Annotated in this window: 24 protein-coding genes; 17 read left to right on the top strand and 7 right to left on the bottom strand. The window is 65.4% G+C overall.

Translation table 11 applies throughout. The annotated features are described in order from the left end of the window. Nucleotides 1–12: 12 nt before the first annotated feature. Nucleotides 13–1,911, bottom strand: coding sequence for a SurA N-terminal domain-containing protein (locus XH87_RS09920; protein WP_271587128.1), 1,899 nt, complete (start codon nt 1,909–1,911; stop codon nt 13–15). 277 nt (nt 1,912–2,188) lie between these two features. Between XH87_RS09920 and tpiA the strand changes: the two genes are divergently transcribed. The 3 genes from tpiA to XH87_RS09935 all read left to right on the top strand — a co-directional run bounded on the left by tpiA (nt 2,189) and on the right by XH87_RS09935 (nt 5,280). Next, entirely contained in the window at nt 2,189–2,947 is a 759-nt protein-coding gene (gene tpiA / locus XH87_RS09925; protein ID WP_271587129.1) for a triose-phosphate isomerase, read from the top strand. A 150-nt stretch (nt 2,948–3,097) separates the two neighbouring features. Beyond that, nucleotides 3,098–3,481 carry a preprotein translocase subunit SecG gene (gene secG, locus XH87_RS09930; RefSeq protein WP_271587130.1) on the top strand — a complete coding sequence of 128 codons (384 nt, stop codon included), beginning with the start codon at nt 3,098–3,100 and terminating at the stop codon, nt 3,479–3,481. 167 nt (nt 3,482–3,648) lie between these two features. Then, nucleotides 3,649–5,280: a CTP synthase gene (locus XH87_RS09935; RefSeq protein ID WP_271587131.1), complete on the top strand. Its 1,632-nt coding sequence runs from the start codon at nt 3,649–3,651 to the stop codon at nt 5,278–5,280. A gap of 4 nt (nt 5,281–5,284) precedes the next feature. On the opposite strand, the gene XH87_RS09940 is transcribed toward XH87_RS09935, so the two are convergent. The 3 genes from XH87_RS09940 to XH87_RS09950 all read right to left on the bottom strand — a co-directional run bounded on the left by XH87_RS09940 (nt 5,285) and on the right by XH87_RS09950 (nt 8,107). Beyond that, nucleotides 5,285–5,947 carry a class I SAM-dependent methyltransferase gene (locus XH87_RS09940; RefSeq protein WP_271587132.1) on the bottom strand — a complete coding sequence of 221 codons (663 nt, stop codon included), beginning with the start codon at nt 5,945–5,947 and terminating at the stop codon, nt 5,285–5,287. 112 nt (nt 5,948–6,059) lie between these two features. Then, nucleotides 6,060–7,436 (bottom strand): sensor histidine kinase, encoded by a 1,377-nt coding sequence (locus XH87_RS09945; RefSeq protein WP_271587133.1) that lies wholly within the window; start codon nt 7,434–7,436, stop codon nt 6,060–6,062. After that, on the bottom strand, nt 7,433–8,107 hold the full coding sequence (locus XH87_RS09950) for a response regulator (protein ID WP_061881837.1): 675 nt from the start codon (nt 8,105–8,107) through the stop codon (nt 7,433–7,435). The genes XH87_RS09945 and XH87_RS09950 overlap by 4 nt, the downstream gene beginning before the upstream one ends. Nucleotides 8,108–8,302: 195 nt before the next feature. Between XH87_RS09950 and XH87_RS09955 the strand changes: the two genes are divergently transcribed. The 3 genes from XH87_RS09955 to XH87_RS09965 all read left to right on the top strand — a co-directional run bounded on the left by XH87_RS09955 (nt 8,303) and on the right by XH87_RS09965 (nt 10,823). Then, nucleotides 8,303–8,629: an NIPSNAP family protein gene (locus XH87_RS09955; protein WP_035702417.1), complete on the top strand. Its 327-nt coding sequence runs from the start codon at nt 8,303–8,305 to the stop codon at nt 8,627–8,629. 125 nt (nt 8,630–8,754) lie between these two features. Beyond that, complete coding sequence (gene kdsA / locus XH87_RS09960; protein WP_271587134.1) at nt 8,755–9,618, top strand: 3-deoxy-8-phosphooctulonate synthase; 864 nt, start codon at nt 8,755–8,757, stop codon at nt 9,616–9,618. Next, nucleotides 9,618–10,823: an MFS transporter gene (locus XH87_RS09965; RefSeq protein ID WP_271587135.1), complete on the top strand. Its 1,206-nt coding sequence runs from the start codon at nt 9,618–9,620 to the stop codon at nt 10,821–10,823. The genes kdsA and XH87_RS09965 overlap by 1 nt, the downstream gene beginning before the upstream one ends. A gap of 55 nt (nt 10,824–10,878) precedes the next feature. Here XH87_RS09965 and XH87_RS09970 read toward each other — a convergent pair whose 3' ends face one another. Beyond that, the gene (locus XH87_RS09970) at nt 10,879–11,382 is read right to left on the bottom strand and encodes an SH3 domain-containing protein (protein WP_271587136.1); all 504 of its coding nucleotides are present in this window, start codon (nt 11,380–11,382) and stop codon (nt 10,879–10,881) included. Between the two features lie 34 nt (nt 11,383–11,416). Next, entirely contained in the window at nt 11,417–11,680 is a 264-nt protein-coding gene (locus XH87_RS09975; RefSeq protein ID WP_271587137.1) for a hypothetical protein, read from the bottom strand. Nucleotides 11,681–12,021: 341 nt separating this feature from the next. On the opposite strand from XH87_RS09975, the gene XH87_RS09980 reads away from it, so the two are divergent. Continuing rightward, nucleotides 12,022–13,857, top strand: coding sequence for a lytic transglycosylase domain-containing protein (locus XH87_RS09980; protein ID WP_271587138.1), 1,836 nt, complete (start codon nt 12,022–12,024; stop codon nt 13,855–13,857). A 123-nt stretch (nt 13,858–13,980) separates the two neighbouring features. Here the strand turns inward: XH87_RS09980 and queF are convergent, their stop codons facing one another. After that, a complete protein-coding gene (gene queF / locus XH87_RS09985) occupies nt 13,981–14,469 on the bottom strand; it encodes a preQ(1) synthase (protein WP_271587139.1) in 489 nt (162 codons plus the stop codon). 124 nt (nt 14,470–14,593) lie between these two features. On the opposite strand from queF, the gene eno reads away from it, so the two are divergent. From eno to XH87_RS10035, 10 genes are all read left to right on the top strand, one after another. Further along, nucleotides 14,594–15,877, top strand: coding sequence for a phosphopyruvate hydratase (gene eno / locus XH87_RS09990; protein ID WP_158667748.1), 1,284 nt, complete (start codon nt 14,594–14,596; stop codon nt 15,875–15,877). A gap of 44 nt (nt 15,878–15,921) precedes the next feature. After that, on the top strand, nt 15,922–17,055 hold the full coding sequence (locus XH87_RS09995; RefSeq protein WP_271587140.1) for a zinc-binding dehydrogenase: 1,134 nt from the start codon (nt 15,922–15,924) through the stop codon (nt 17,053–17,055). Between the two features lie 117 nt (nt 17,056–17,172). Then, nucleotides 17,173–18,171 carry an MBL fold metallo-hydrolase gene (locus XH87_RS10000; RefSeq protein ID WP_271587141.1) on the top strand — a complete coding sequence of 333 codons (999 nt, stop codon included), beginning with the start codon at nt 17,173–17,175 and terminating at the stop codon, nt 18,169–18,171. A 181-nt stretch (nt 18,172–18,352) separates the two neighbouring features. Next, a complete protein-coding gene (locus XH87_RS10005; RefSeq protein WP_271587142.1) occupies nt 18,353–18,904 on the top strand; it encodes an NADPH-dependent FMN reductase in 552 nt (183 codons plus the stop codon). A 190-nt stretch (nt 18,905–19,094) separates the two neighbouring features. Continuing rightward, entirely contained in the window at nt 19,095–19,412 is a 318-nt protein-coding gene (locus XH87_RS10010; protein WP_028177591.1) for an FtsB family cell division protein, read from the top strand. Nucleotides 19,413–19,627: 215 nt separating this feature from the next. Further along, a complete protein-coding gene (locus XH87_RS10015; protein ID WP_271587143.1) occupies nt 19,628–20,587 on the top strand; it encodes a helix-turn-helix domain-containing protein in 960 nt (319 codons plus the stop codon). A gap of 333 nt (nt 20,588–20,920) precedes the next feature. Beyond that, on the top strand, nt 20,921–22,438 hold the full coding sequence (gene adh / locus XH87_RS10020) for an aldehyde dehydrogenase (RefSeq protein ID WP_271587144.1): 1,518 nt from the start codon (nt 20,921–20,923) through the stop codon (nt 22,436–22,438). Between the two features lie 354 nt (nt 22,439–22,792). Continuing rightward, nucleotides 22,793–23,815 (top strand): pyruvate dehydrogenase (acetyl-transferring) E1 component subunit alpha, encoded by a 1,023-nt coding sequence (gene pdhA / locus XH87_RS10025; RefSeq protein WP_271587145.1) that lies wholly within the window; start codon nt 22,793–22,795, stop codon nt 23,813–23,815. Between the two features lie 29 nt (nt 23,816–23,844). Then, nucleotides 23,845–25,230 carry a pyruvate dehydrogenase complex E1 component subunit beta gene (locus XH87_RS10030; RefSeq protein WP_271587146.1) on the top strand — a complete coding sequence of 462 codons (1,386 nt, stop codon included), beginning with the start codon at nt 23,845–23,847 and terminating at the stop codon, nt 25,228–25,230. Nucleotides 25,231–25,233: 3 nt separating this feature from the next. Next, nucleotides 25,234–25,536: a DUF5076 domain-containing protein gene (locus tag XH87_RS10035; protein ID WP_035702462.1), complete on the top strand. Its 303-nt coding sequence runs from the start codon at nt 25,234–25,236 to the stop codon at nt 25,534–25,536. The last annotated feature ends 2 nt before the right edge of the window (nt 25,537–25,538 follow it).

Here is a 25,538-nt window from a genome sequence, read left to right on the forward strand (position 1 = left end):
CGTGCTTTCAACTCACTGGTTCGCGCCGGTCACCTGCGCGAAGGCGGCCTGATTAATGGTGGTCCCGATGTCGGTTTCAAGCTTGTTGACGTAGGAGGCGACCTGCTCCTCGGTCTGGGCCCGGACGAGGCTTTCCTTCAGCTTCTTGACCGCGTCGGAGGCCATGTCGACCGCGGGATCGATGATATCGGTGACGCGGAAGACGATCACTTCGCTGCCGCCGCTCACGGCCGTTTGTCCGACGCCGTCCTTGGCGGTGCGGAAGGCGGCCGACACGACGGCGGCGGGCACGCCGGCGGGCGAGTCGTCGCGCTTGAAGCCCGCCGCGGTCTCGACCTTGGCGCTGATCGCAGCGGCCTCGTCAGCGAGCTTGCCGCCTGCTTCGAGCTTCTGCACCATCTCCGTCGCCTTGGCCTTCAGCTTGGCCGCGATCTGGTCCTGGCGCCAGCGCGCCTCGACCTGGTCGCGGACCTCGTCGAGATTGCGGTCGCGCGAGGGCGTGATGGCAAGCACGTCGTACCAGACATAGCCGCCCTTGAACGAGATTGCGTCGTTGTCGACGCCGACGTCGGTGTTGAAAGCCTGCGATACCACGTCGAGGCCCTGCGGAATGTTGGCGACCGGCTGGCCGTTCGGGGCGCGGCCGGAACGGTCGACGGCGTCGATGGTCACGGCGGTGAGGCCGAGCTTCTGCGCCGCGTCGATCACGCTGGCGCCGCCGCCGCGCTCGTCCTCCATCTTGTCGCGGAGGTCGGCCACCTTGACGCGCGCGCGCTCGGTGGCGATCTCGCGCTTGATGTCGCCGGCCAGGCTGGCGTAGTCCGCCTCTTTGCCCGGCTCGATCTTGTCGACCCTGACGATCGATGTGCCGAGAGCGCCCTGGATCGGCTGGCTGATCTCACCGACGGGAAGAGCGAAGGCGGCGGCGCCGACCGCGGGATCGAGCGAAGACTTGGTCACGAGGCCAAGATCGACGTCGGAGGCACTCAGTCCGCGCTCCTTGCCGAGATCCTCGAATGACAGCCCGCCGGCGAGCCGTTCGCGCGCGGCCTGCGCCTCCGCGGCATTCGGGAACACGATCTGGTGGATCTGGCGCTTCTCCGGGGTGTCGAGCCGGTCCTTGCGCTGCTCGAACACCTTCCTGGCGTCCTCGTCTGAGACCTCGGTCCATTTGCCGATCTCTTCCGGCGAGACCACGACGAATGCGATCTTGCGATATTCAGGCGCGCGGAACTGGACCTTGTGATCCTCGAAATAGGTGGCGAGGGCTTCGGGAGAGGGCGGATCGATCTGGCCGGCTTGGGCTGCGTCGAGCCTGATGAATTCGATGGTGCGCTGCTCGTTCTGGAAGCGCGTCAGCACGTCGATCATCGCCTTCGACGGCTCCACGCCGGCGCCGATCGTGCCGGTGATCTGGCGGCGCAGCGACACCTTGCGCTGCTCGGCAACGTATCGCTGCTCGGTGTAGCCGAAATTGCGGATCATGGCCTGGAAGCGGTTCGCATCGAAATTGCCGCCGACGCCCTTGAAGTTGGGATCGTTCATGATGAGCTGGCGGATCTGGTCGTCGGACTGGCCGAGCCCGAGCCGGCGCGCCTCTTCGTCCAGCGCTGCTTCCGCAATCGTCTGCTGGAGCACCTGGCGGTCGAGGCCGAAGGCGCGCGCCTGGTCGGGCGTCAGCGGGCGGCCGAACTGGCGGCTGATCTGTTGCAGGCGGTCGGTATAGATCTGGCGGAACTCGTTGAGCGAAATCTCGGTGCTGCCGACCTTGGCCACCGTGGATTGCCCGAAGCCGCGGAAGATGTCGGCGATGCCCCAAATGCCGAAACTGATGATCAACACGCCCATCACCACGGCCATAATGGTTTTGCCGAGCCAGTTTGATGAGGCCTTGCGCATTCCTCGAAGCATTTGGTCCAACTTGTTTGGTCAGGAGGGGAACGGAGCGCGTCTTAATGCAGATTCCGCAAAAGCGCGTCACCAAATTGATAGATCATCATAAAGTGGCGGCTTTCCCCCCGCAACCTCGCCTCGCGTGGCCCTTCGAAGCTGCGGTTGAAAGCCCCAAAGCGTTTTCCAGCGAAGTGGACCCCGGTTCGCGTCACGAAAACGCGTCAAAACAAGAATCTGGAACTGCCGCGACGGCTCTGCTAGCGCATCCACACACCTCATTTTGCTGGACCTCGACATGACCGACGCCATCCGACCGCTGATTGCGGGCAACTGGAAAATGAATGGGCTGAAGGCCCAGGCTGCCGAATTCGACGCCATGCTCAACGGTGCGGCAGACGTGGCCGGCAAAGCCGACCTGCTGGTTTGCCCGCCAGCGACCCTGGTCGCCGCCTTCGCCGACAAGGCGCGGGGCAAGAAGGTCGCGGTGGGAGCCCAGGACTGCCATCCCAAGGCCTCCGGCGCCCATACCGGCGATGTCGCCGCCGAAATGCTGGTGGATGCGGGCGCAACCGCCATCATCGTCGGCCATTCCGAGCGCCGCGCTGATCACGGCGAGGGCGATGCTCTGGTTCGGCACAAGGCCGAGGCCGCCTGGCGCGCCGGGGCGACGGCGATCGTCTGCATCGGCGAGACGCAGGGCCAGCGCGATGGCGGCCAAACCCTGGACGTCCTGCGCGGCCAGCTCGACGGTTCGCTGCCAGACGGTTCCACCGCAGCCAAGCTGGTCGTGGCCTACGAGCCGGTCTGGGCGATCGGCACCGGGCTGACGCCGACAGCCAAGGATGTCGAGCAAATTCATGGCTTTATCCGGGAACTCCTGACCTCCCGGTTCAAAGCCGAGGGTGCCAGAATGCGCATCCTCTATGGCGGATCGGTCAAGCCCTCGAATGCGGCCGAACTGATGGCGGTGAAAAACGTCAACGGCGCGCTGGTTGGTGGCGCCAGCCTGAAAGCGGCCGATTTCCTTGCGATCGCCAAAGGCTGTCCTAACTAAGCGCTGCCCGGCTCGTTCAAACCGTTGGGTTCGGATCCGATCGGGGGTGGCAATACCCCTCCCGATCGTGTAACACCGCGCAACTTCAGGAAAACCGCGAAGCGCGATCGGCCGCCGTCAGGCGCCGTCCGCTTGTGACGGAAGGATATCATGCAGACCGTTGTCATCGTCATCCACCTCATGATCGTCGCCGTCATGATCGGCACCGTCCTGCTCCAGAAGTCGGAAGGCGGCGGGCTCGGCATGGGCGGGGGCGCCGGCTTCATGTCGAGCCGCGGCACTGCGAACCTTCTGACGCGGACCACCGCGATCCTGGCCGTCGGCTTCTTCCTCACCAGCCTGTTCCTGTCCTGGTACGCCGGCTACGACCGCAAGCCGTCGTCGATCATCGGCCAGCCGTCGCAGACCCAGCCGGCCGGCGGGTCGCCGATCGCGCCGCCGACCTCGGGCGGCATCCTGGATTCGCTGAAGAAGGCGGACGAGCAGCAGCAGGCGCCGGCTCCGAGCGGCCCACAGGTACCGCGCTCGCAATAAAGCAGGGGGGCCATGCAGGGCGGCTGCTACCGTCCTGCGTCAACAATCCCCATCAAGGCACTGTCACCACTCTTAGTTCTGGCTCACCCACAGGCCCGCAAAATCTTTCGGGGCGGAATACGAATCGCTTTGGCGAATCGAATTCGAGGGATTAGAGGTTAAGTCCCATGGCGCGGTACATATTCATCACCGGCGGCGTGGTTTCTTCGCTCGGCAAGGGACTGGCCTCAGCGGCACTCGGTGCCCTGTTGCAGGCCCGGGGCTACAAGGTCCGCCTCCGCAAGCTCGATCCCTATCTCAACCTCGATCCCGGAACGATGTCGCCGTATCAGCACGGCGAAGTGTTCGTGACCGATGACGGCGCGGAGACCGATCTCGATCTCGGTCACTACGAGCGCTTCACCGGCAGGCCTGCGACCAAGGCCGACAACATCACCACCGGGCGCATCTACCAGGACATCATCTCCAAGGAGCGCCGCGGCGATTATCTCGGCGCGACCATCCAGGTGGTTCCGCACGTCACCAACGCGATCAAGGAATTCGTCCTCGACGGCAACGACGATTACGACTTCGTGCTGGTCGAGATCGGCGGCACCGTCGGCGACATCGAGGGGCTGCCGTTCTTCGAGGCGATCCGCCAGCTCAAGAACGAGCTGCCGCGCGATCATGCCGTCTACATCCATCTGACGCTGCTGCCCTACATTCCGAGCGCCGGCGAGCTCAAGACCAAGCCGACGCAGCATTCGGTGAAGGAGCTGCGCTCGATCGGCATCCAGCCGGACATCCTGCTCTGCCGCACCGACCGCGAGATCCCGAAGGAAGAGCGGCGCAAGCTCGGGCTGTTCTGCAACGTGCGCGAAAGCGCCGTGATCGAGGCGCGCGACGTCGACAACATCTACGCGGTCCCCGAGGCCTATCACAATGCGGGCCTCGACGACGAAGTGCTCGCCGCCTTCGGCATCGCCTCGCGGATTCCGCCGGAGCTGCGCAGCTGGCAGGAGATCAACGAGCGCATCCGCAACCCCGAGGGCAACGTCACCATCGCCATCGTCGGCAAGTACACCGGCATGAAGGATGCGTACAAGTCGCTGATCGAGGCGCTCTCGCATGGCGGCATCGCCAACAAGGTGAGGGTCAATCTCGACTGGATCGAGAGCGAGATCTTCGAGAAGGAAGATCCGGCGCCGTTCCTCGAGCACGTCAACGGCATCCTGGTGCCCGGCGGTTTCGGCCAGCGCGGTGCCGAAGGCAAGATCAGGGCGGCGCAGTTCGCGCGCGAGCGCGACGTGCCGTATTTCGGCATCTGCTTCGGCATGCAGATGGCGGTGATCGAGGCGGCGCGAAATCTCGTCGGCATCGAGGATGCCAACTCCACCGAGTTCGGCCCGACCAAGGAGCCGCTGGTCGGCCTGATGACGGAGTGGCTGCGCGGCAACGAGCTCGAGAAGCGTTCGCAGGCCGGCGACCTCGGCGGCACGATGCGGCTCGGGGCGTATCCCGCCGCGCTCAATCGCGGCAGCCGCGTGTCGCAGGTCTACGGCGGCGCCACCGAGATTTCCGAGCGCCACCGTCACCGCTACGAGGTCAACACCGCCTACAAGGACCGCCTCGAGCAGCATGGCTTGAAGTTCTCGGGGCTCTCGCCCGACGGCGTGCTGCCCGAGATCGTCGAGTACGAGGACCATCCCTGGTTCATCGGCGTCCAGTTCCACCCCGAGCTGAAGTCGCGGCCGTTCGAGCCGCATCCGCTGTTCGCCTCGTTCATTGCGGCGGCGGCGAAGCAGAGCCGGCTGGTCTGACGGCTCAGCGCGCGGCGGAGGAGTCGCGCGCGTGATACATCGGCTCCAACGCGGCCCGCGCTGATGGTTTGGGCGCAAGCGATCCCGTGATCAGCTTCATCTGTGGTCGCCGCGTCAGCCTGTAGACGGCGGCGGGCGGCACGTTCAGCAAGGCGCGATCCACGAGCTTTGCACGCAGGCCCAGCCGGTCGAGCACGGGCCGCGGCACCGGGCAGCTCATGCCATAGGTAAACTGGTAGAAGGCGCCACCTGGACGGACATAGCTGAACGCGCCGCTGAGGATCGAGATGACCTTGCGCCTCGACATGTTGAGCAGCGGCAGCCCGCTCACCACCGCGCCGACGGGGGCGCCGTCATAGAGCCGCTCGGTCGCAAGCCGGCCTGCATCCATCCACAGCACGCGCGCGCCGGGAAAGCGCAGTTGCAGGAGCTTCATGAAGTCGGAGCCGTATTCGATCAGCGTGAGATCCTGCGGCCGGACGCCGCGTTTGAGCAGCTTGTAGGTGAACGCGCCGGTGCCGGGCCCGAGCTCGAGGATCGGACCCGTCGTCGCGCTGATCTCGCGCGTGATGAGATCGGCCAGCGCCGCACCCGATGGTGCGACCGCACCGACCCGACGCGGGGACGACATCCAGGACAGGAAGAAGGAAAGGAAATCGTTGGGCATGCGCACTCCGGCATCTTGGTTTGCACCTCCCGAGATCAGAGGTGAGACGGATGCAGTGTTGCGGAGGCGCATTGCGACAGCATTGCGCTGTCGGACGCGGATGCAGATTGAGTCAATCCTGTCGGACCGGCGGCAGCGTGATCCGGAAACAGCCGCCGCCCTCCGGCCCGTCCACCACCGAAACGTGGCCGCCATGCAGCTGCACGATCTCGCGCACCATGTTGAGGCCGAGGCCGGCGCCGCGATCGAGCGGCGCCAGCCGGTAGAACGGCTCGAAGATCTGTTCGCGCTGATCGGCGGGAATTCCGGCGCCTTCATCCGTGACCTCGATATTTGCAGGCCTGACGACGCGTATCCCGATCGTGCCGCGGCGAGGGCCGTGCTGGATCGCATTCTGCACGAGATTGGTGAGGGCACGCTCCAGCGCCGCCGCATCGCCGATCGTCTCGACCGGTGTCGACGGCGCATCGAGCGCCAGCTCGTAGCCGGCGGCGATCGCCAGCGGCGCGAGGTCGGCGGCGACGCTTTGCGCAACGGCGGCGAGATCGACGCTCGTGAAGGGATGGTCGCAACGGTCGAGCCGTTGCATGTCGAGCAGCTGGTCGGCAAGCGTCGCGAGCCGTGCGGCATCCTCCAGCAGGCGGGTCTTGTCCGGCCCGGGGGCAAGTGACTCCAGGCGTGTGTTCAGGATTGCGATCGGCGTGCGCAGCTCATGTGCGGCGTCCGCGACGAAGCGCTTGTGGCGGGCATAGCCCTGGTCGAGCCGCGCCAGCGCGTCGTTGATCGCGGTCACGAGCGGCACGACCTCCAGCGGAATCCGTTCTATCGGGAGCCGCGCGCCGCGCTGATGGATATCGATGCGCCGCGCCTCGTCCGCCGCGGAATCCAGCCCCCTGAAAGCGCGCCGCACGATCATTGGCGTCGCGATGAAGGTCGCCGTTCCCATCAGGAGCAGGCCGGGCAGGGTGATGCCGAGGAACGCAAGGGATGTCGTGAACAGTGCCTTGGCGCCGGTCAGGCGTCCTTGTGTCGCCGTGATGACCTGCACGTTGCCCGCATCGGTGTCGACCCGCTTCATCCGCGCCGCCGGCTTGCGCGGATCGTCCCCGAACAGCTGCCAGCCGAGCCGCGCCTGGCTGACCTGGTCAAGGCCACCGCCGATCGCGGCGAATTCGGCCGGCACGGTGCCTTCGCTGAGCGAACGAGCCTGCCGGTCGCGCACCAGGAACCAGAGGTCCGGCGTCTCACTCCGCAGCTGTTTCAGCTCGGCCGTCGGCCGCAAGGCCAATGCGCCTTGCGCGTCGCGCGTGAGCGCGCGCTGGACGACATCGATCACGCGGTCCTCGTCCCTCTCGGCCAGCATGAAGCCGGAGGCGCAAAGCCCGGCGAGCACGATCGCAACCAGCGCGACCAGGATCGCGGCCTGAAGCGAGAGCAGGCGCCAGCTCAGCCGCGAGCGCAAGCAATAGGGATCGTGGTGCTTGCTCATGGCAACTTCTTGAGGAGATAGCCAACGCCGCGAATGCCGTGGATCTCGATCCCCGCATCGGCTTCCGCGAGCTTTCGTCGGAGCCTCGAGACATGCGTGTCGAGCGCGTTCGACTGGATCTCGTCGTCGAAATTGTAGACCGCCTCTTCCAGCGCCGAGCGCAGCACGGTTCGGCCCATGCGACGAACCAAGGCTTCAAGCACCAGGAGCTCGCGGCGCGGCAGCTCGAACGGCTGGCCGTCGATGCTGGCCTCGCGATGGCCGACATCGAAGGCGAGGCGGCCGGCGCGGATGATTTCGGGGGAGAGGCCGGCCGGGCGCCGCAGCACGGCGCGCAGCCGCGCCAGCAGCTCCTCGACGGCAAACGGTTTTGCCAGGTAGTCGTCGGCCCCGCCGTCGAGCCCGGCGATGCGGTCGGCGAGCTCCCCGCGCGCAGTCAGGACGATGATCGGCACGCCGTCGGCGCGGGCGCGGAGCTTCGGGATCAGGGCGAGGCCATCGCCGTCAGGAAGTTGGCGGTCGAGCAGGACGGCGGCATGGACGTCGGCGGAAATGGCCTCCTCCGCCTCGGCGAGCGTCGGAGCATGGTCCACCACCATGTCGTAGCGCTTCAGCGCCGAGGCCAACGCGCCGGCCATCTCCGCTTCATCCTCGACCAGCAAAATCCGCATGTGACAGGCACCTGAACCGCAACTGCGTCTTTCTAGCGGCCCGATCATTGCGGCAGCATTGCGGGAGCCCGGCGCGGCGCAGTGCCGGAAGCTGTCCAGCCATGCGCGGAACGCTACGGGGGCGGACGGGCAGGGCCCGAGACACTGTCGTGACCAGCCGCTATAACCGCCGGACCTGTTCAGGGAGGAACATGAATGATCTACGAAATGCGCGTCTATCGCTGCGTGCCCGGCCGCTTGCCGGCGCTCTTGAAGCGGTTCGAAACCGCCACGCTGAAGATCTGGGAGAAGCACGGCATCAAGCAGGCCGGATTCTTCACAACGCTGATCGGTGAATCCAACCAGGAGCTGACCTATTTTCTGGCCTGGGACTCGCTCGCCGAGCGCGAGAAGAAGTGGGGCGCGTTCATGACGGACCCGGACTGGCTCGAGGCGCGGGCGAAGTCGGAAGCCGACGGCCAGATCGTCGGCAATATCGTCAGCCAGCTCCTGACGCCGACTGCCTTCTCTGCGGTGAAGTAGGAATCTGCCGTGCAGGGGCGGCGCCGGGAACCCCCGGCGCAACCCTGATATTCGAATGGCCGCGCCAAATAGGGTTGATCCGCCCCTCATCGCGGCTATGGTCGCGCCGAAACGAGGGATTTGTCTTGAGCTCTTCGACGTCAGCGGCGCCGGTCGTCACCATCGGCACGGTCAAATTCGGCAATGACCTGCCGATCTCGATCATTGCCGGACCGTGCCAGCTCGAAAGCCGTCAGCACGCGCTGGAGGTCGCCTCCGCACTCAAGGAGATTGCCGCGCGGCTGAACGTCGGCCTCGTCTACAAGTCCTCCTTCGACAAGGCCAACCGCACCAGCGCTTCGGCGGCGCGCGGGCTTGGCCTCGCTCAGTCGCTGCCGATCTTCGCGGAAATCCGCTCCTCGCTTGGCCTTCCCGTGCTGACCGACGTGCACGAAGCCACGCAATGCGCCGAGGTGGCGCAGGCGGTGGACATCTTGCAGATCCCTGCGTTCCTGTGCCGGCAGACTGACCTCCTTCTTGCCGCGGCCGCAACCGGGAAGGTCGTGAACGTCAAGAAGGGCCAGTTCCTGGCGCCTTGGGACATGGCGAACGTCGTGACCAAGATCACCGGCGCCAGCAATCCCAACGTGCTCGTCACCGAACGCGGTGTGTCCTTCGGCTACAACACGCTGGTCTCCGATATGCGCGCGCTGCCGATCCTGGCGCGCACCACCGGCGCACCCGTTATCTTCGACGCCACCCATTCCGTGCAGCAGCCGGGCGGGAAGGGGACCTCCTCGGGCGGCGAGCGCGAGTTCGTGCCGGTGCTGGCGCGCGCCGCCGTTGCGGTCGGCGTTGCCGGCGTCTTCATCGAGACCCATCCTGATCCCGATCATGCGCCGTCGGATGGGCCCAACATGGTGCCACTGCGCGAATTCGAGGGGCTGATCGCCAGACTGATGGCGTTCGACGCGCTCGCCAAAGAAACAGTCAAGACCGGTCCGCGCTGATGCAGCAAGGCGAGGCGCGGCCGCACGATCACGGCTTGCCGGCAGCGCTTTACGTCATCTCCGGCGCCAGCTTCGCCGCAGCCCTGTCGGCGCGCGCGCTCGATCCGGTGCTGCCGCATGTCGCCGAGGATTTCGGCGTCAGCATCGCCACCGCTGCGGGCTTTGCCGCGGTGTTCGCCTTTACCTTCTCGATCATCCAGCCGATCATCGGCGCTGCGGCCGATCTGTTCGGCAAGACGCGGCTGATGATCGGCTGCCTCGCGCTGCTTGGCCTTGCCAACATCCTGGGCGCATTCTCGACCTCGTTCTCGGTCCTGTTTGCCACCCGTATCCTCGCCGGCATCGGCTCGGGCGGTGTGTTCCCGGTGGCGCTCAGCCTGACCAGCGATCTCGTCGGGCCCGAGAAGCGGCAGGTCGCGATCAGCCGCACGCTGGCCGGCGCCATGACCGGCAATCTGCTCGGTGCTTCGGCCTCGGGCCTGATCGGCGATTTCCTCGGCTGGCGCGGCGTGCTCGCGGTGCTCGGCGGGCTCGTGATCGTGGCGTCGATCGCGGTCGCGGCCGGCTTTCGCGGCGCCAAGGTCAAGCATCCGCCAAAGACGAGCCTCTCGGCGCTGAAGGCCGGCTACCGCACCATCTTCACCAATCCGAATGCCTATGTCTGCTACTCGGCAGTGTTCATCGAAGGCTGCTGCGTGCTCGGCCTGTTTCCCTACATCGCCTCGTTCCTGTTCGATCTCGGCCAGACCTCGCTGTCGATCGCGGGCCTCGTCATCGCAGGCTTTGCGGTGGGTGGCCTGTTCTACACGCTGACGGTGTCGCGGCTGCTGCCGTGGCTCGGCGTCAAGGGCATGATGATCGCAGGCATGACCCTGGTCGCCTCACAGCTCGTTGCCGTCGCGTTCGGTCCGCGCTGGGAAGTGCAGGCGCTCAACCTCATCGTGATGGGATGGGGCTTCTACATCGCCCATGGCTGTCTTCAGGTGTTTGCCAGCGAGCTCTCGGTCGAGGCGCGCGCCACCGCGCTGTCGCTGCATTCGTTCTTCTTCTTCATGGGGCAGACCGTCGGACCGCTCGCCTATGGTGCCGGGCTCCAACATGCCGGCAAGATGCCGACCCTGTTCGCGAGTGCGGTGATCATGGTGGTGCTCGGCTTCGCCTGCGCCCGGCTGCTCAGGCAGCGGGCTCCGGCGGATGCGCGCTGACAATTGCTTCCGTGCAACGGCGGCGCACGATCGATCGCGTGATCCTGCCGGTTCTTCAAAATACTTCGCCGGGATAGACGCCCCACAGTCTGGACTGCCGGACGTAACCCGAGAAGGTCTGAGCTCGCACGTAGCACCACGTGCCGGTGCACGTCTCCACCCTGACGAGAACGCGCGGCTCGACGACCGCATTGACCCTCGCGTTCTGCCTGGAACGATTCAGAAGCCGCACCGGCTTGGCGGCTGACCAGGGAGCGATCAAGGCGGTTCTCCGACCGGACAGCAACGCCGCCAGAATCCAGCCCTCTTCGCCATCGGCATCGCGAATGCGTCGCCAATTGCCGAACTCCGCGAGGATCTCGACGGGCAGATGACGGCGAACGAACGTCCATCGCAGCGGATAGTCGACGCCTGGCCCGACGCGGACATTGGCCGGCTTGCTCTTGACCGAGACGAAGCGGGGTAGCGGAAGGCCGCTCCGGTCGCCAAGCTCGGAGCCGGACGCGGAGCCGAGTGAACCGCCAAGCAAGGTCGGCACGAGAATTGTGACGGCCCGCATCGAGCTTCGCAGCGCACGCTGCCATGTCGAGATTTCAAATCGTCTTGACGCGTTCAAGTGCCGGTCTTTCCACTCGTGATGTTGCGAGGCTTTCGATCATTGAAAGTCCCAGCGTGAGATCCCGGACGTTCAAATGAGAGCTCACCGCTCGCGCGAAAAAATTCGATACACCGTGCGCGGACGCATTTAGATCGAGTTTTGTACGGTAGAGGACCAAGCGCGCAACGAAACCAAAACAGTCGGGCGCTTTGGTTAACCATCCTGGCAGACGCGCCAAGCTTTTGCCGTCGTTCGACATTGAAGTCGATCGCGCACGGCTCCTCACTTTTCAAGCAGCTCTTCATGCCGCAGACGCGTTGCCCTTGCTTCATCCGCACCCTGTCCTTGGCGGGTGTGGCGCTGCTGGTTGCCGGTTCGGCGGCAGTCGGCGCTCCGAAAGGACGTGCTGATGCGCCCGATGCGATCACTGAGCTTCTTTCATCGAGCAAGGCGGCGCCGAGTTCCAGGGCTGTTGGCGCGAAGTCGCGTGGCCAGTCCGCGAGGTCGAGCTCCGTTCTCGCTCATACGCCGTCGTCTGCAGGCCTCGGCAGTTTGAAGGAGACGATCCGTCTGGCCCGTCAGGGGAGGGCGGAGCTGGCGATGGAACGCAGCGATCGAATTGGGGATCGTGCAAGCCGAAATCTGGTGGAGTGGGTCATCCTGCGTTCCAATGACGATGCGATCGTCTTCGAGCGTTACGCTTCGTTCGTGCGCACCAATCCGTCCTGGCCTAGCCACGATCTGTTTCGAAGACGGGCGGAAGCCAGGCTCTGGTTCGAGCGGCGCGACCCCGAAACCGTTCTGACCTTCTTCTCCCGGCAGGAACCGTTGGGGCCGTTGGGCAAGCTCGCGCTTGCGGGAGCCTTGTCGAAGCGTGGCGATCAAGCCGCAGCCCGAAAATACGTCCGGTCCGCCTGGCACGAAGGCAATCTCACCGCGGAGTCCGAGGCGCAGGTGCTCGCACGGTTCGGCCACCTCCTCACTGCTGCCGATCACAGGACCCGCATGGATTCCCGTCTTTTCGCAGACGATATCAGCGGGGCCATGCGTGCGGCGAACCGTCTCACCTCCGCCGACCGCGCGATCGTGAAGGCGCGGGCAGCCGTCATCCGAAGCGCCAAGACCAGCGGGGCCCTGCTCGATGCGGCATCCGTGACTGCGGGCGCCGATCCCGCCTTCCTCTTCACCCGCATCCAGTGGCTTCGTCGCAACGACCGCATTGCGGAGGCTGCGCAAATGCTGCTGTCGGCCGGCTCTCGCACATCCATTTCCGATCATGCCGATGCATGGTGGGTCGAGCGCCGCATCCTGGTGCGCCGACTGCTCGACGCCGGCAGGGCGCAGGCCGCTTACCGAATCGCTCGCGATGCCGCTTCCCCTTCCAGGGAGAGCCTCCGCGTCGATCGATCGTTTACGGCGGGTTGGATTGCGCTGCGTTTTCTGAACGACCCCGATCTGGCCGCACAGCACTTCGCGCACATCCCTGCGATCACGACCCATCCGACGTCGCTGGCGCGCGCAGCGTACTGGCTCGGACGGGCCGCGGAAGCGGGCGGCCACGGCAAGAAGGCGCACGACTACTATGCCGCGGCCTCAAAGCGCGCAGCCGCCTATTATGGCCAGTTGGCCAGCGCCCGACTGGGGCGTCGCGAAATTTCGCTGCCGCAAGCGCCGGGCCCTGGTGCAAGAGAACGCGCAAGATTGTCGAAAAACGATCTCGTCCGCGCGATCGAACTGCTCTACGCGACCGGCAACGACGATCTGGTGATCCCGCTCGTCGCTGACGTCGGACGCACCGCCGACGTTGGCTTGCTGGCGTTCATGGCCGAGGTGGCCGCCAGGAAGCGGGATGCGCGCGCCACGCTCACCATCGGCAAGAGCGCGCTGGCGCGCGGCCTTGCGCTCGAACGGTATGCGTTTCCCAATTTCGGTGTGCCCAATTACGATTCCGTCGGCCCGAAGGCGGCTGCAAGTCTGGTCTACGCGGTGGCGCGAGCGGAGAGCGCCTTCGACAGGCGTGCGCAATCTGCGGCAAAGGCCTCGGGATTGATGCAGGTGACACCCGCGGCTGGCCGCACGATCGCCCGCCGGCTGGGCATCGCGTTCGATCCCGCGCGGCTGCGCACCGATCCCGCCTATAACGTGCAACTCGGATCGGCGGAGCTCGCTGATCTTCTCAAGACGTATGACGGGAACCACGTCCTCGCCCTGGTCGGCTACAATGCTGGGCGTGGGCGGGTCAAGCAATGGATCGCGCGCTACGGCGATCCTCGCGATCCGAGCGTCGATGTGATCGACTGGGTCGAGCGTATCCCTTTCACCGAGACGCGCATCTACGTACAGCGCGTGATGGAGAATCTTCAGGCCTATCGCTCACGCTTCGGCGAGCGCGCGCCTCCAGGTCTCGAGGTGGACATGCGAGGGGCCAGCCGGTGAGCTCGTGAATCGTCAATCTACTCGCGTGTCGCGCGCCTGCGATGGGCCATCCAGCCGTGCGATCAGGCAGCCCGTCTGCCCCGGCAGGGCTTCCGGTCGGGCACGGCGCGCCCGGGGTGCTAACTAACCCCGTCCGCGATAGGGCGCGACCCCTTGCTCCGGCACCCACAGGCCTTTCGGCACGCGGCCGGTCTGCCAGAACACGTCGATCGGGATACCGCCGCGCGGATACCAATAGCCGCCGATGCGCAGCCATTTCGGCTTGATCTCGGAGGCGATGCGCTTGCCGATCATCACGGTGCAGTCCTCGTGGAAGGCGCCGTGGTTGCGGAAGCTCGCGATATAGAGTTTCAGCGACTTCGATTCCAGCAGCCACGCACCCGGCGCGTAGTCGATCATCAGATGCGCGAAATCCGGCTGGCCGGTGACCGGGCAGAGCGAGGTGAATTCCGGCACGGTGAACCGCACCAGATAGTCGGTGCCCTTCTGCGGATTGGGCACGCGGTCGAGCTGGGCCTTGTCGGGCGCGTCCGGCCATTCCACCGCGTGGCCAAGCTGCAGGCCAGCCGGGTCCAGGCTTGAGTTCTTCGATTTGCTGGGCTTTTTCGACATGAGGCGCCTCCGAGCGGCCCTCTTAGCCAATCATCCGGCGGCCGTCACCCGGCCTTTTCCACTTCGATGCATTGCGGTAGAAGCACCGCCAACTGCCCCCTTTGTTTCTCGAAATGAGGCTCCCATGACCGCCATCATCGACATCATCGGCCGCGAAATTCTCGACAGCCGGGGCAATCCCACCGTCGAGGTCGATGTCGTGCTGGAGGACGGCGCGCTCGGCCGCGCCGCGGTGCCGTCGGGGGCCTCGACCGGCGCCCACGAGGCGGTGGAACTGCGTGATGGCGACAAGGCCCGCTATCTCGGCAAGGGCGTCACCAAGGCGGTCGGCGCCGTCAACGGCGAGATCTTCGAGGCCCTGAGCGGCCTCGACGCCGAGCAGCAGGCCCAGATCGACCAGATCATGATCGACCTCGACGGCACGGCGAACAAGAGCCGGCTCGGGGCCAACGCCATCCTCGGCGTCTCGCTCGCCTGCGCCAAGGCGGCCGCGAACTCGCTCGACATGCCGCTCTACCGCTATGTCGGCGGCACCTCGGCGCGCCTCCTGCCGGTGCCGATGATGAACATCATCAATGGCGGCGTGCACGCCGACAACCCGATCGACTTCCAGGAGTTCATGATCCTGCCCGTCGGCGCGTCGTCCTTCGCCGAGGGCCTGCGCTACGGCGCCGAAGTCTTCCACACGCTGAAGTCGGAGCTGAAGAAGGCCGGCCACAACACCAATGTCGGCGACGAGGGCGGCTTCGCCCCGAACCTGCCGTCGGCCGATGCCGCGCTCGACTTCGTCATGAACGCGATCGGCAAGGCCGGTTTCAAGGCGGGCACCGACATCGTGCTCGGCCTCGATTGCGCCTCGACCGAGTTCTTCAAGGACGGCAAATACGTCTATGAAGGCGAGGGCAAGACCCGCTCGATCTCCGAGCAGGCGAAGTATCTTGCAGACCTGGTCTCGCGCTATCCGATCGTGACCATCGAGGACGGCATGTCGGAAGACGACATGGACGGCTGGAAGGAGCTCACCGACCTCATCGGCAAGAAGTGCCAGCTGGTCGGCGACGACCTCTTCGTCACCAACGTCAAGCGCCTTGCTGACGGCATCAAGGCAGGCCGCGCCAACTCGATCCTGATCAAGGTCAACCAGATCGGAACGCTGACCGAGACGCTGGCGGCCGTCGAGATGGCGCACAAGGCCGGCTACACCTCGGTGATGTCGCACCGCTCCGGCGAGACCGAGGATTCCACCATCGCCGATCTCGCCGTCGCCACCAATTGCGGTCAGATCAAGACCGGCTCCCTTGCGCGGTCCGACCGCACCGCCAAATACAACCAGCTCCTGCGCATCGAGCAGCAGCTCGGCAAGCAGGCGCTCTACGGCGGCAAGGCGGCATTGAAGGCGCTGGCGTAGGCCGGAGCTTCGGTCCGCGCAAAGACGGACAGGGGAGGATCGACATGAGCGACGACAAGACCGGACTGCAGCTGCGCTCGCTGCTGAAGAAGAGCGGCGAGCTGGAATTGTCCCTGGTGAATGTCCCGACGCCGGAGCCGGCCGACGATGAGGTCGTGGTTCGCGCCGAGGCGACGCCGATCAATCCGTCCGACCTCGGGCTCCTGATCGGAGCGGCCGACATGTCGGCCGCCAAGGCCTCCGGCACCAAGGAGATGCCGGTCATCACCGCGACGATGCCGGAGGCGGCGATGCGGATGATGGCGGCCAGGTTCGATCAGTCGTTGCCGGTCGGCAATGAGGGCGCCGGCACGGTGATCCGGACCGGATCGTCGGACGCGGCAAAAGCGCTGATGGGCAAGACGGTGTCGATGATCGGCGGCGCGATGTACACGCAGTATCGCGTGCTCAAGGTCCGCGACGTCATGGAGCTGCCGGCGGGCACGACGGCCGCCGACGGCGCGTCCTGGTTCGTCAATCCGCTGACCGCGCTCGGCATGACCGAGACGATGCGACGGGAGAACCACAAGGCGCTCGTGCACACCGCCGCTGCCTCCAATCTCGGCCAGATGCTCAACAAGATCTGCATCAAGGACGGGATCGGTCTCGTCAACATCGTGCGCAGCAAGGAACAGGCCGACATCCTGCACAAGATCGGCGCCAAGCACGTCGTGGATTCCAGCGCGCCGAGCTTCATGGACGACCTTACCGACGCGCTGGTCGAGACCGGCGCCACCATCGCTTTCGATGCGATCGGTGGTGGCAAGCTGGCAGGCCAGATTCTGACGGCCATGGAAATTGCGGCCAACAAGACCGCGAAGGAATACAGCCGCTACGGCTCCAACGTGTACAAGCAGGTCTACATCTATGGCAGCCTCGACACGCGGCCGACGGAGCTGAACCGTTCGTTCGGCCTGAGCTGGGGCGTGGGGGGCTGGCTGCTGACGCCGTTCCTGCAGAACATCGGCCCGGCCGAGATCGGCCGCCTGCGCCAGCGCGTGGCGTCGGAGCTGAAGACCACCTTCGCCAGCCACTACACCAAGGTGGTATCGCTGGCCGAGGTGCTCGATCCCGCCAACATCGCGGTGTACGCCAAACGCGCCACCGGCGAAAAATTCCTCATCAATCCAAATAAATAATCGCGATGTGCGACGGCACGTCACTGAAGGAGGGTCTTGCCTTCTGAGCAAAGCGGGAGATTATTCCGCCGCCATTGCGGGCAGAAAAACCGCGGGCGCTCAGAAGGGGACCTCTCCATGACTGATCTCAATCGCCGTCATTTGCTCACAGGTGCCGCCGCCCTCGGTGCGGCTGCCGTAACCGGCTTCGGGCCGACTGCTGCCAATGCCTCAGTGCCGCCGGCTGGGACGCAGGCGCCGGGCTTCTACCGCTACAAGGTCGGCAGCTACGAGTGCACCTCGATCAACGACGGTGCGCGCACCTTCCCGATGCCGGACAAGTTCGTCGTCAACATACCGAAGGACGAGGCGCTGGCCGCGGGCGAGGCGGCCTACATGCCGAAAGGCATGGTCACCGTGCCGTTCAATCCGCAACTCATCAACACCGGCTCCAAGCTTGTGCTGATCGATACCGGTAACGGCGTCGCCAATCTCGAGCCGAGCAAGGGCGCGGTCGGTCGTACGCTGCAGAACCTCCAGGCCGCCGGCGTCGATCCGAAGAACATCGACATCGTGCTGCTCTCGCATCTGCATCCCGATCACACCAACGGCATCCGCCTCGCCGACGGCGCGCTCGCATTCCCCAACGCGGAGATCATGGTGCCCGGCAAGGACTGGGAGTTCTGGACCAGCGCGGACAACACGGCCAAGGCCGAGTCCAATCCGATGATGAAGAACTACTTCGCCAACGTGAAGAAGACCTTCGCAGGCCTCGAGTCCAAGGTGACGAAGTACGAGTGGGGCAAGGAGGTCGCGCCCGGCATCACCTCGATCGCGACACCCGGCCACACGCCGGGGCACACCTCGTTCGCGGTCGCCTCTGGCGATGCCAAGGTGCTGATCCAGTCCGACGTCACCAACATCCCGGAGTTCTTCCTGCGCAATCCGGACTGGCACGTGATGTTCGACAACGATGCCGCGATGGCGCAGGCGACGCGCCACAAGTTCTACGACATGGCGGCAACGGAGAAGGCGACCGTGATCGGCTTCCACTTCTCCTTCCCCTCGGTCGGCCATGTCGAAAAGGATGGCGCCAAATATCGCCTGATCCCGTTGGCGTGGAATCCGACGATCTGATCCGAGTTGGACGTTTGCGCGAAAGATCGGGCCGCCGCCTGGCGGCCCGATTGGTTTGGGCGACCGTCTGCTTTCGCGAAACGCAGCGTTTCCAAATCGGACCGGTCCATGCACTTGCATCAAATAGTCCGGATCGCTTAAGTGCCATCAGGCACTTCCTCTCAAGGTTCAAGGACACCTCATGGCCTACAACATCGTCGCGATCGCCGGCAGCCTGCGCAAGGAAAGCTTCTCGCTGAAGATCGCCAATGCGCTCGCCAAGCTCGCGCCTGGCTCGCTCAAGCTCGAGGTCGTCACGCCGGCGGGCATCTCGTTCTTCAACCAGGACCTCGAGGGCGCGCCGCCCGCGGACTGGCTCGCCTTCCGCGAGAAGCTCCAGAAGTCGAACGGCGTCCTGTTCGTCACGCCCGAATACAACCGCTCGATCCCGGGCGTCCTCAAGAACGCCATCGACGTTGCCTCGCGGCCCTATGGCAAGAGCTCGTTCCTCGGCAAGCCGGTGGGCATCATCTCCAACTCGCCGGGGCTGCTCGGCGGGGTCAGCGCGGCCAAGCATCTGCAGAACATCCTGCCGGGCATTTCCGGTCCGGTTCTCCAGCAGCCGGAAATTTACCTCAGCAGCGTCGGCGATGCCTTCGACGCGGACGGCAACCTGACCAAGGACTCCCTCAAGACGGTGCTGCAGCAATACGTCGATGCTTTCGCCGCGCATGTGGCGAAAAATCAGGCCTGAGGCACTCTCCGTGATGGCCGGGCTTGTCCCGGCCATCCACGTTCTTGCTTGCGGCGACGAAGGACGTGGATGCCCGGCACAAGGCCGAGCATGACGGCTGGGGAGACAGAGCGCCGTCTATCACGCTTCCATGTCTGGGGGGCAGAGTGCGATTAGCACTCCCTTAACCAACCTGTCCCATCTTCCCAGGATGGTCTCACGCGCCCGCCTGAAATCGATCCTGACTGGCCTTGCCCTCTATGCGATGGCGGCGGCGATCGTCGGCTATTTCGGCGTCAACGCCTATACCGGCAAATACGGCCTCAACGCCCGCCAGGAACTCGACCAGGAGATCATCGCGCTGACCAGCGAACTGGCCCAGCTCAAGCGTGAGCGCGCCAGGAGCGAGCAGCGGGTGTCGCTGCTGCGGTCCGAGAAGATCGACCCCGACATGCTGGACGAGCGGGCGCGCTTCCAGCTCGACTATGTCAATCCGCGCGACCTCGTTCGGATGATCCCGGCGAAGTAGCGTTTTCCGCAGCTTTCGAAACCGACACGAAAGCCGCTGCCGAAATCCGACCATTGTGCGCTTCGCTCCTGCGAAGGTCGTAAGTCCGGAACCCTCCGGTTGCCTTGACGGCGGTGCCGCGGCGGGCTCATGGCTTCGGTGGCGCGCGCTGAAGTTGACGGAGATCAAACGGGTGGCGCTGGTACCTTCTAATCTGTCATCCGGAGGAAACTGTGATGAATGGGTCAATGCCCGGGCATCACGCGGCCCGTGTCGAGGCCGCCATCGCGTCAGGCCAGGCGGCTCGGTCCGCGCTCGTGGCCTCGTGGCGTCGTTCCTCCAGATTGCATCATCTCGATCCCGGCGGCCGCACTGCGCCGATGCGCCTGACGGAAGCCGAACTGCAGCAGGCACGCGAGCGCATCGCGCCGCTTCTGGCCGCCGCGCAGGGCGCGATGGACCGGCTCTATCAGGCCGTCGGCGCCGCGGGCTGCTGCGTGCTGCTTGCCGACGGCGATGGCGTGCCGGTCGATCGCCGCGGCACGGTGGCGGACGATGCGACGTTTCAGTCCTGGGGCTTGTGGACCGGTGCGCTCTGGAGCGAGGAGTACGAGGGCACCAACGGCATCGGCACCTGCCTCGTCGAGCAACGCTCGCTGACGATCGATCGCGACCAGCATTTCTTTGCCCGCAATACGCTTCTGAGCTGCACCGCCGTTCCGATCTACGACCATGAGGCGGCGCTCGCGGGTGTGCTCGACGTCTCCTCCTGCCGCGCCGACCGCACCGATGCCTTCGCCAGCCTGATCGCGCTTGCGGCGGGCGAGGCGGCCAGGCGTATCGAGGCCGACCTGTTCCGAAAGGCTTTTGCCCATGCCCGCATCGTCCTGACGCAAGCTGCGGACGGAAGTTGCGGCGGCCTCGTTGCGGTCGATGCGGACGATCTCGTGATCGGCGCGACCCGCTCCGCCCGGGTGGCGCTCGGAATCGCGCCCGGCCGGGCCTTGCAGCCGTTGCCCGCCGCCGACCTTCTCGGCGGCGATGTCGCGCGCGATCATCTTGCCGGCGGCCAGCGCGCGGTGTTGCAGCGGGCACTGCTCCGCGCCGGCGGCAACGTCTCGGCAGCCGCCAAGGCCCTCGGCGTCAGTCGCGCCACGCTGCACAGAAAGCTCAAGCGGTTCGAGCTGAACCACTGAGCCGGGCTGTTTACTCAAACCCCCATCTCGTGCCCCGGACGCAGCGCAGTGCGTCGCCCTTGCGACGTGGTGCGCTGCTGAGCCGGGGCCCATGTCTCCGCGATCTCGTTCTCGGCCACATATGGGTCCCGGCTCTGCGCCGCAACGCGAAGAGCGTTGCAGCGCGTCCGGGACACGACGGTGTTGCCTCGCCCGCGACTGTCGCAGAACTGCGACAGGTCCGCCCCACCATCGCTCCCGTCAGGGCTGACAGAAATCGCCTCCCGCATCATCGTCCGCGCAAGTCGTGAACACACGACGACAAGCGCAAACAGCAAACATCGGGAGTGATCAATGAACAAGGTGGAATTCCTCAGCGTCGCCAAAGTCCCCTTCGCCGAACGCTATGACAATTTCATCGGCGGCAAGTTCGTGGCGCCGGTCTCCGGCAAGTATTTCGACAATGCTTCGCCCGTGACCGGACAGATCGTCTGCAGGATCGCGCGGTCCGACGCGCAGGACGTCGAGGCCGCCCTCGACGCGGCCCATGCCGCCAAGGCCGCCTGGGGCCGCACCAGCGTCGCCGAGCGCGCCGCGATCCTGAACCGGATCGCCGACCGCATGGAGGAGAACCTGGAGCGGCTTGCGATTGCCGAAACCTGGGACAACGGCAAGCCGATCCGCGAGACCCGCGCCGCCGACCTGCCGCTCGCGATCGATCACTTCCGCTATTTCGCGGGCGTCGTCCGGGCCCAGGAGGGCTCGATCGGCGAGATCGACCACGACACCATCGCCTATCATTTCCACGAGCCGCTCGGCGTGGTCGGCCAGATCATTCCCTGGAACTTTCCGCTGCTGATGGCCTGCTGGAAGCTCGCGCCGGCGCTCGCCGCCGGCAATTGCGTCGTGCTCAAGCCCGCCGAGCAGACCCCGGCCTCGATCATGGTGTGGGCCGAGATCATCGCCGACATCCTGCCGCCGGGCGTCCTCAACATCGTCAACGGCTTTGGCATCGAGGCCGGCAAGCCGCTGGCGTCCAGCCCGCGCATCGCCAAGATCGCGTTCACCGGCGAGACCACGACGGGCCGGCTGATCATGCAGTACGCCAGCCAGAACCTCATTCCGGTCACGCTCGAGCTCGGCGGCAAGTCGCCGAACATCTTCTTCAAGGACGTTATCGCCGAAGACGATGACTTCTTCGACAAGGCGATCGAAGGCTTCGTCATGTTCGCGCTGAACCAGGGCGAGGTCTGCACCTGTCCGAGCCGGGCGCTGGTTCACGCGGATATCTATGACCGCTTCATGGAGCGGGCGCTGAAGCGTGTCGCCGCGATCAAGCAGGGCGATCCTCGCGATCCCACGACCATGATCGGCGCCCAGGCATCCGGCGAGCAGCTGTCCAAGATCCTCTCCTATATCGACATCGGCAAGCAGGAGGGCGCCAGGGTGCTGGCCGGCGGGGGACGCGCCCAGCTCGCGGGCGATCTCGCCGGCGGCTTTTACGTCCAGCCGACCGTGTTCGAGGGCAACAACAAGATGCGAATCTTCCAGGAGGAGATCTTCGGTCCCGTCGTCTCGGTCACGACCTTCAGGAACGACGAGGAAGCGCTCGCGATCGCCAACGACACGCTCTACGGCTTGGGTGCCGGCGTCTGGAGCCGCGACGCCAATCGCTGCTACCGCTTCGGCCGGGAGATCCAGGCCGGTCGGGTCTGGACCAACTGCTATCACGCCTATCCCGCGCATGCGGCCTTCGGCGGTTACAAGCAGTCCGGTGTCGGGCGCGAGACCCACAAGATGATGCTCGATCACTATCAGCAGACCAAGAACCTCCTGGTCAGCTACAGCCCGAAGAAGCTCGGCTTCTTCTGATGAGGGATATCCCGCTCAGGAGGTCGTCATGCCCGGGCTTGTCCCGGGCATCCACGTCCTCCGTACCGCGGGGCAAGGCGTGGATGGCCGGGACGAGCCCGGCCATGACGTCGCGGAAGCTGCAGCGTCCCATTCGTGGGACGCGTTTTTTGACCGGCAGGCTCGCAGGCTCTTGATCCGCGCGCACCCCATGGCGCGCATAGATTTGTTGCCCGATCAGCGCCAAAGATTTTGCAATATTTCGATCACGTTGCAGTGCGGCATAATGAAAGGCGTGTCATGCCGCCGCGGTGCTTTCGCGCGCGGTTGACTTGGGTTAGAGAGGGCGAAAGTTTTCTCTGACCCGGAATTCCTATGGCCGCACCCAAGAAAGCCGCCGCAAGCCCTCCACAGGACAAGACCGACGGCGGTTCGCCTCCGGAATTCACCAGGGAGCAGGAGCTCAAGGCGCTCCGCGACATGCTCCTGATCCGTCGGTTCGAGGAAAAGGCCGGCCAGCTCTACGGCATGGGCGCGATCGGCGGCTTCTGCCATCTCTATATCGGCCAGGAGGCCGTGGTGGTCGGCATGCAGATGGCGCTGAAGCAGGGCGACCAAGTCATCACCGGCTATCGCGATCACGGCCACATGCTCGCCACCGGCATGGATGCCAACGGCGTCATGGCCGAGCTCACGGGCCGCCGTGGCGGCTACTCCAAGGGCAAGGGCGGCTCCATGCACATGTTCAGCAAGGAGAAGCAGTTCTACGGCGGCCACGGCATCGTCGGCGCCCAGGTCTCGCTCGGCACCGGTCTCGCCTTCGCCAATCACTATCGCGGCAACGGCAATGTCAGCGTCACCTATTTCGGTGACGGCGCGGCCAACCAGGGGCAGGTCTATGAGAGCTTCAACATGGCGGAGCTCTGGAAGCTGCCGGTGATCTACGTCATCGAGAACAACCGCTACGCCATGGGCACCGCGGTCTCGCGCGCCTCGGCGCAGCAGGATTTCTCCAGGCGCGGCGTGTCCTTCAACATCCCGGGCAAGCAGGTCGACGGCATGGACGTCCGCGCCGTGAAGGCGGCGGGCGAGGAGGCGGCGGCCTGGTGCCGCGCCGGCAAGGGTCCCTTCATCCTGGAGATGCAGACCTATCGCTATCGCGGGCACTCGATGTCCGACCCAGCAAAATATCGCACGCGCGAGGAGGTCGAGAAGGTCCGCCACGACCAGGATCCGATCGAGCAGGTGCGCAACCGTCTCCTGGCGGCGAAGGTCAGCGAGCAGGATCTGAAGGCGATCGATGCCGAGGTGCGCGACATCGTCAACGCGTCCGCCGATTTCGCCCAGCACGATCCCGAGCCGGATCCCGCCGAGCTCTGGACCGACGTTTACCGCTGAACGCGCGCAAGCTTTCGTTTGGAGAAGATATGCCAATTCAAGTGCTGATGCCCGCGCTGTCGCCCACGATGGAGAAGGGCAACCTCGCCAAATGGCTGAAGAAAGAGGGCGAGCCGATCAAGTCCGGCGACGTCATCGCCGAGATCGAGACCGACAAGGCGACCATGGAGGTCGAGGCGACCGATGAGGGGACGCTCGGCAAGATCCTGATCCCCGAAGGCACCGCCGACGTTGCGGTGAACACGCCGATCGCCACGATTCTCGCCGACGGCGAGAGCGCCGCCGATCTCGGCAAGGCGTCCGCGCCGGCCAAGCAGGAGAAAGCCGCGGAGTCAGCGCCGCCCGCTGCGGCCGAGGCGCCGCAGCCGAAGGCCGCGCCGGCCGCCCCGCAGGCCGTTGCCGAGCCGGATCCGGATGTGCCCGCCGGCACCGAGATGGTGACGCAGACCATCCGCGAAGCGCTGCGCGACGCCATGGCCGAAGAGATGCGCCGCGACGCCGATGTGTTCGTCATGGGCGAAGAGGTCGCCGAATATCAGGGCGCCTACAAGGTGACGCAGGGTCTGCTCCAGGAGTTCGGCGCCAAGCGTGTCATCGATACCCCGATCACCGAGCACGGCTTTGCCGGCGTCGGCGTCGGCGCCGCAATGACCGGCCTGAAGCCGATCGTCGAATTCATGACCTTCAACTTCGCCATGCAGGCGATCGACCAGATCATCAACTCCGCGGCCAAGACGCTCTACATGTCCGGCGGTCAGATGGGGTGCTCGATCGTATTCCGCGGGCCGAACGGCGCCGCTGCGCGCGTCGCTGCCCAGCACAGCCAGGATTACTCGTCCTGGTACTCGCACATTCCGGGCCTCAAGGTGGTCGCGCCGTATTCGGCGGCGGATGCCAAGGGCCTTCTGAAGGCGGCGATCCGCGATCCCAATCCGGTGATCTTCCTCGAGAACGAGGTGCTCTACGGTCACACCGGCGAAGTACCCAAGCTCGACGATTTCGTGATTCCAATCGGCAAGGCGCGCATCGTTCGTTCCGGCGGCCATGTCACCATCATCTCCTGGTCGAACGGCATGACCTATGCGCTCAAGGCCGCCGACGAGCTCGCCAAGGACGGCATCGAGGCCGAGGTGATCGACCTGCGCACGCTGCGGCCGATGGACACCGAGACCATCGTCAACTCGGTCAAGAAGACCGGCCGTGCGGTGACGGTGGAGGAGGGCTGGGCGCAGAGCGGCGTCGGCGCCGAGATCGCCGCACGCATCATGGAGAACGCCTTCGATTATCTCGATGCGCCGGTCGCGCGCGTCTCCGGCAAGGACGTCCCGATGCCCTATGCCGCGAACCTGGAGAAGCTCGCACTGCCTTCCGCGGCGGAAGTCGTCGAGGCCGCCAAAGCCGTCTGCTACAGGTAGATCATGGCGGGCCCCAAGGAGCAGCCACTTCCGCCCGACGTCATGAGCCGCGACGACGCGGTCGAGATCCTGCGCGTGTTCGTGCTGGACGGCGGGCTGTCGATGGCGTTCCAGCGCGCCTTCGAGGAGCCCGACATGTGGGGCCTCCTGCTCGTCGATCTCGCCCGTCATGCCGCGCGCGCCTATGCGCGCGAGAGCGAATATACCGAGGAGGACGCCCTGAACCGGATCCTCGACATGTTCCAGGCCGAGATCGAGCGTCCCACCGACACCGGCACCACGACGCCGCGCGGCAAGGGGCACTGACC

The organism is Bradyrhizobium sp. CCBAU 53415, from assembly GCF_028128735.1.
Taxonomy (GTDB): domain Bacteria; phylum Pseudomonadota; class Alphaproteobacteria; order Rhizobiales; family Xanthobacteraceae; genus Bradyrhizobium.

Coding starts and splice junctions, on each gene's coding strand:
- XH87_RS09940 (WP_271587132.1), bottom strand. CDS start 5,947: ATGCCCAACGATTTCCTTTCCTTCTTCCTGTCCTGGATGTCGTCCCCG.
- queF (WP_271587139.1), bottom strand. CDS start 14,469: ATGTCGAAAAAGCCCAGCAAATCGAAGAACTCAAGCCTGGACCCGGCT.
- XH87_RS09935 (WP_271587131.1), top strand. CDS start 3,649: ATGGCGCGGTACATATTCATCACCGGCGGCGTGGTTTCTTCGCTCGGC.
- XH87_RS10015 (WP_271587143.1), top strand. CDS start 19,628: ATGAATGGGTCAATGCCCGGGCATCACGCGGCCCGTGTCGAGGCCGCC.
- XH87_RS09995 (WP_271587140.1), top strand. CDS start 15,922: ATGAGCGACGACAAGACCGGACTGCAGCTGCGCTCGCTGCTGAAGAAG.
- pdhA (WP_271587145.1), top strand. CDS start 22,793: ATGGCCGCACCCAAGAAAGCCGCCGCAAGCCCTCCACAGGACAAGACC.
- XH87_RS10000 (WP_271587141.1), top strand. CDS start 17,173: ATGACTGATCTCAATCGCCGTCATTTGCTCACAGGTGCCGCCGCCCTC.
- XH87_RS09980 (WP_271587138.1), top strand. CDS start 12,022: ATGGAACGCAGCGATCGAATTGGGGATCGTGCAAGCCGAAATCTGGTG.
- XH87_RS09970 (WP_271587136.1), bottom strand. CDS start 11,382: ATGCGGGCCGTCACAATTCTCGTGCCGACCTTGCTTGGCGGTTCACTC.
- tpiA (WP_271587129.1), top strand. CDS start 2,189: ATGACCGACGCCATCCGACCGCTGATTGCGGGCAACTGGAAAATGAAT.
- eno (WP_158667748.1), top strand. CDS start 14,594: ATGACCGCCATCATCGACATCATCGGCCGCGAAATTCTCGACAGCCGG.
- XH87_RS09955 (WP_035702417.1), top strand. CDS start 8,303: ATGATCTACGAAATGCGCGTCTATCGCTGCGTGCCCGGCCGCTTGCCG.
- XH87_RS09920 (WP_271587128.1), bottom strand. CDS start 1,911: ATGCTTCGAGGAATGCGCAAGGCCTCATCAAACTGGCTCGGCAAAACC.
- XH87_RS09975 (WP_271587137.1), bottom strand. CDS start 11,680: ATGTCGAACGACGGCAAAAGCTTGGCGCGTCTGCCAGGATGGTTAACC.
- XH87_RS10010 (WP_028177591.1), top strand. CDS start 19,095: ATGGTCTCACGCGCCCGCCTGAAATCGATCCTGACTGGCCTTGCCCTC.
- adh (WP_271587144.1), top strand. CDS start 20,921: ATGAACAAGGTGGAATTCCTCAGCGTCGCCAAAGTCCCCTTCGCCGAA.
- secG (WP_271587130.1), top strand. CDS start 3,098: ATGCAGACCGTTGTCATCGTCATCCACCTCATGATCGTCGCCGTCATG.
- XH87_RS10035 (WP_035702462.1), top strand. CDS start 25,234: ATGGCGGGCCCCAAGGAGCAGCCACTTCCGCCCGACGTCATGAGCCGC.
- XH87_RS09965 (WP_271587135.1), top strand. CDS start 9,618: ATGCAGCAAGGCGAGGCGCGGCCGCACGATCACGGCTTGCCGGCAGCG.
- XH87_RS10030 (WP_271587146.1), top strand. CDS start 23,845: ATGCCAATTCAAGTGCTGATGCCCGCGCTGTCGCCCACGATGGAGAAG.
- XH87_RS09950 (WP_061881837.1), bottom strand. CDS start 8,107: ATGCGGATTTTGCTGGTCGAGGATGAAGCGGAGATGGCCGGCGCGTTG.
- XH87_RS09945 (WP_271587133.1), bottom strand. CDS start 7,436: ATGAGCAAGCACCACGATCCCTATTGCTTGCGCTCGCGGCTGAGCTGG.
- XH87_RS10005 (WP_271587142.1), top strand. CDS start 18,353: ATGGCCTACAACATCGTCGCGATCGCCGGCAGCCTGCGCAAGGAAAGC.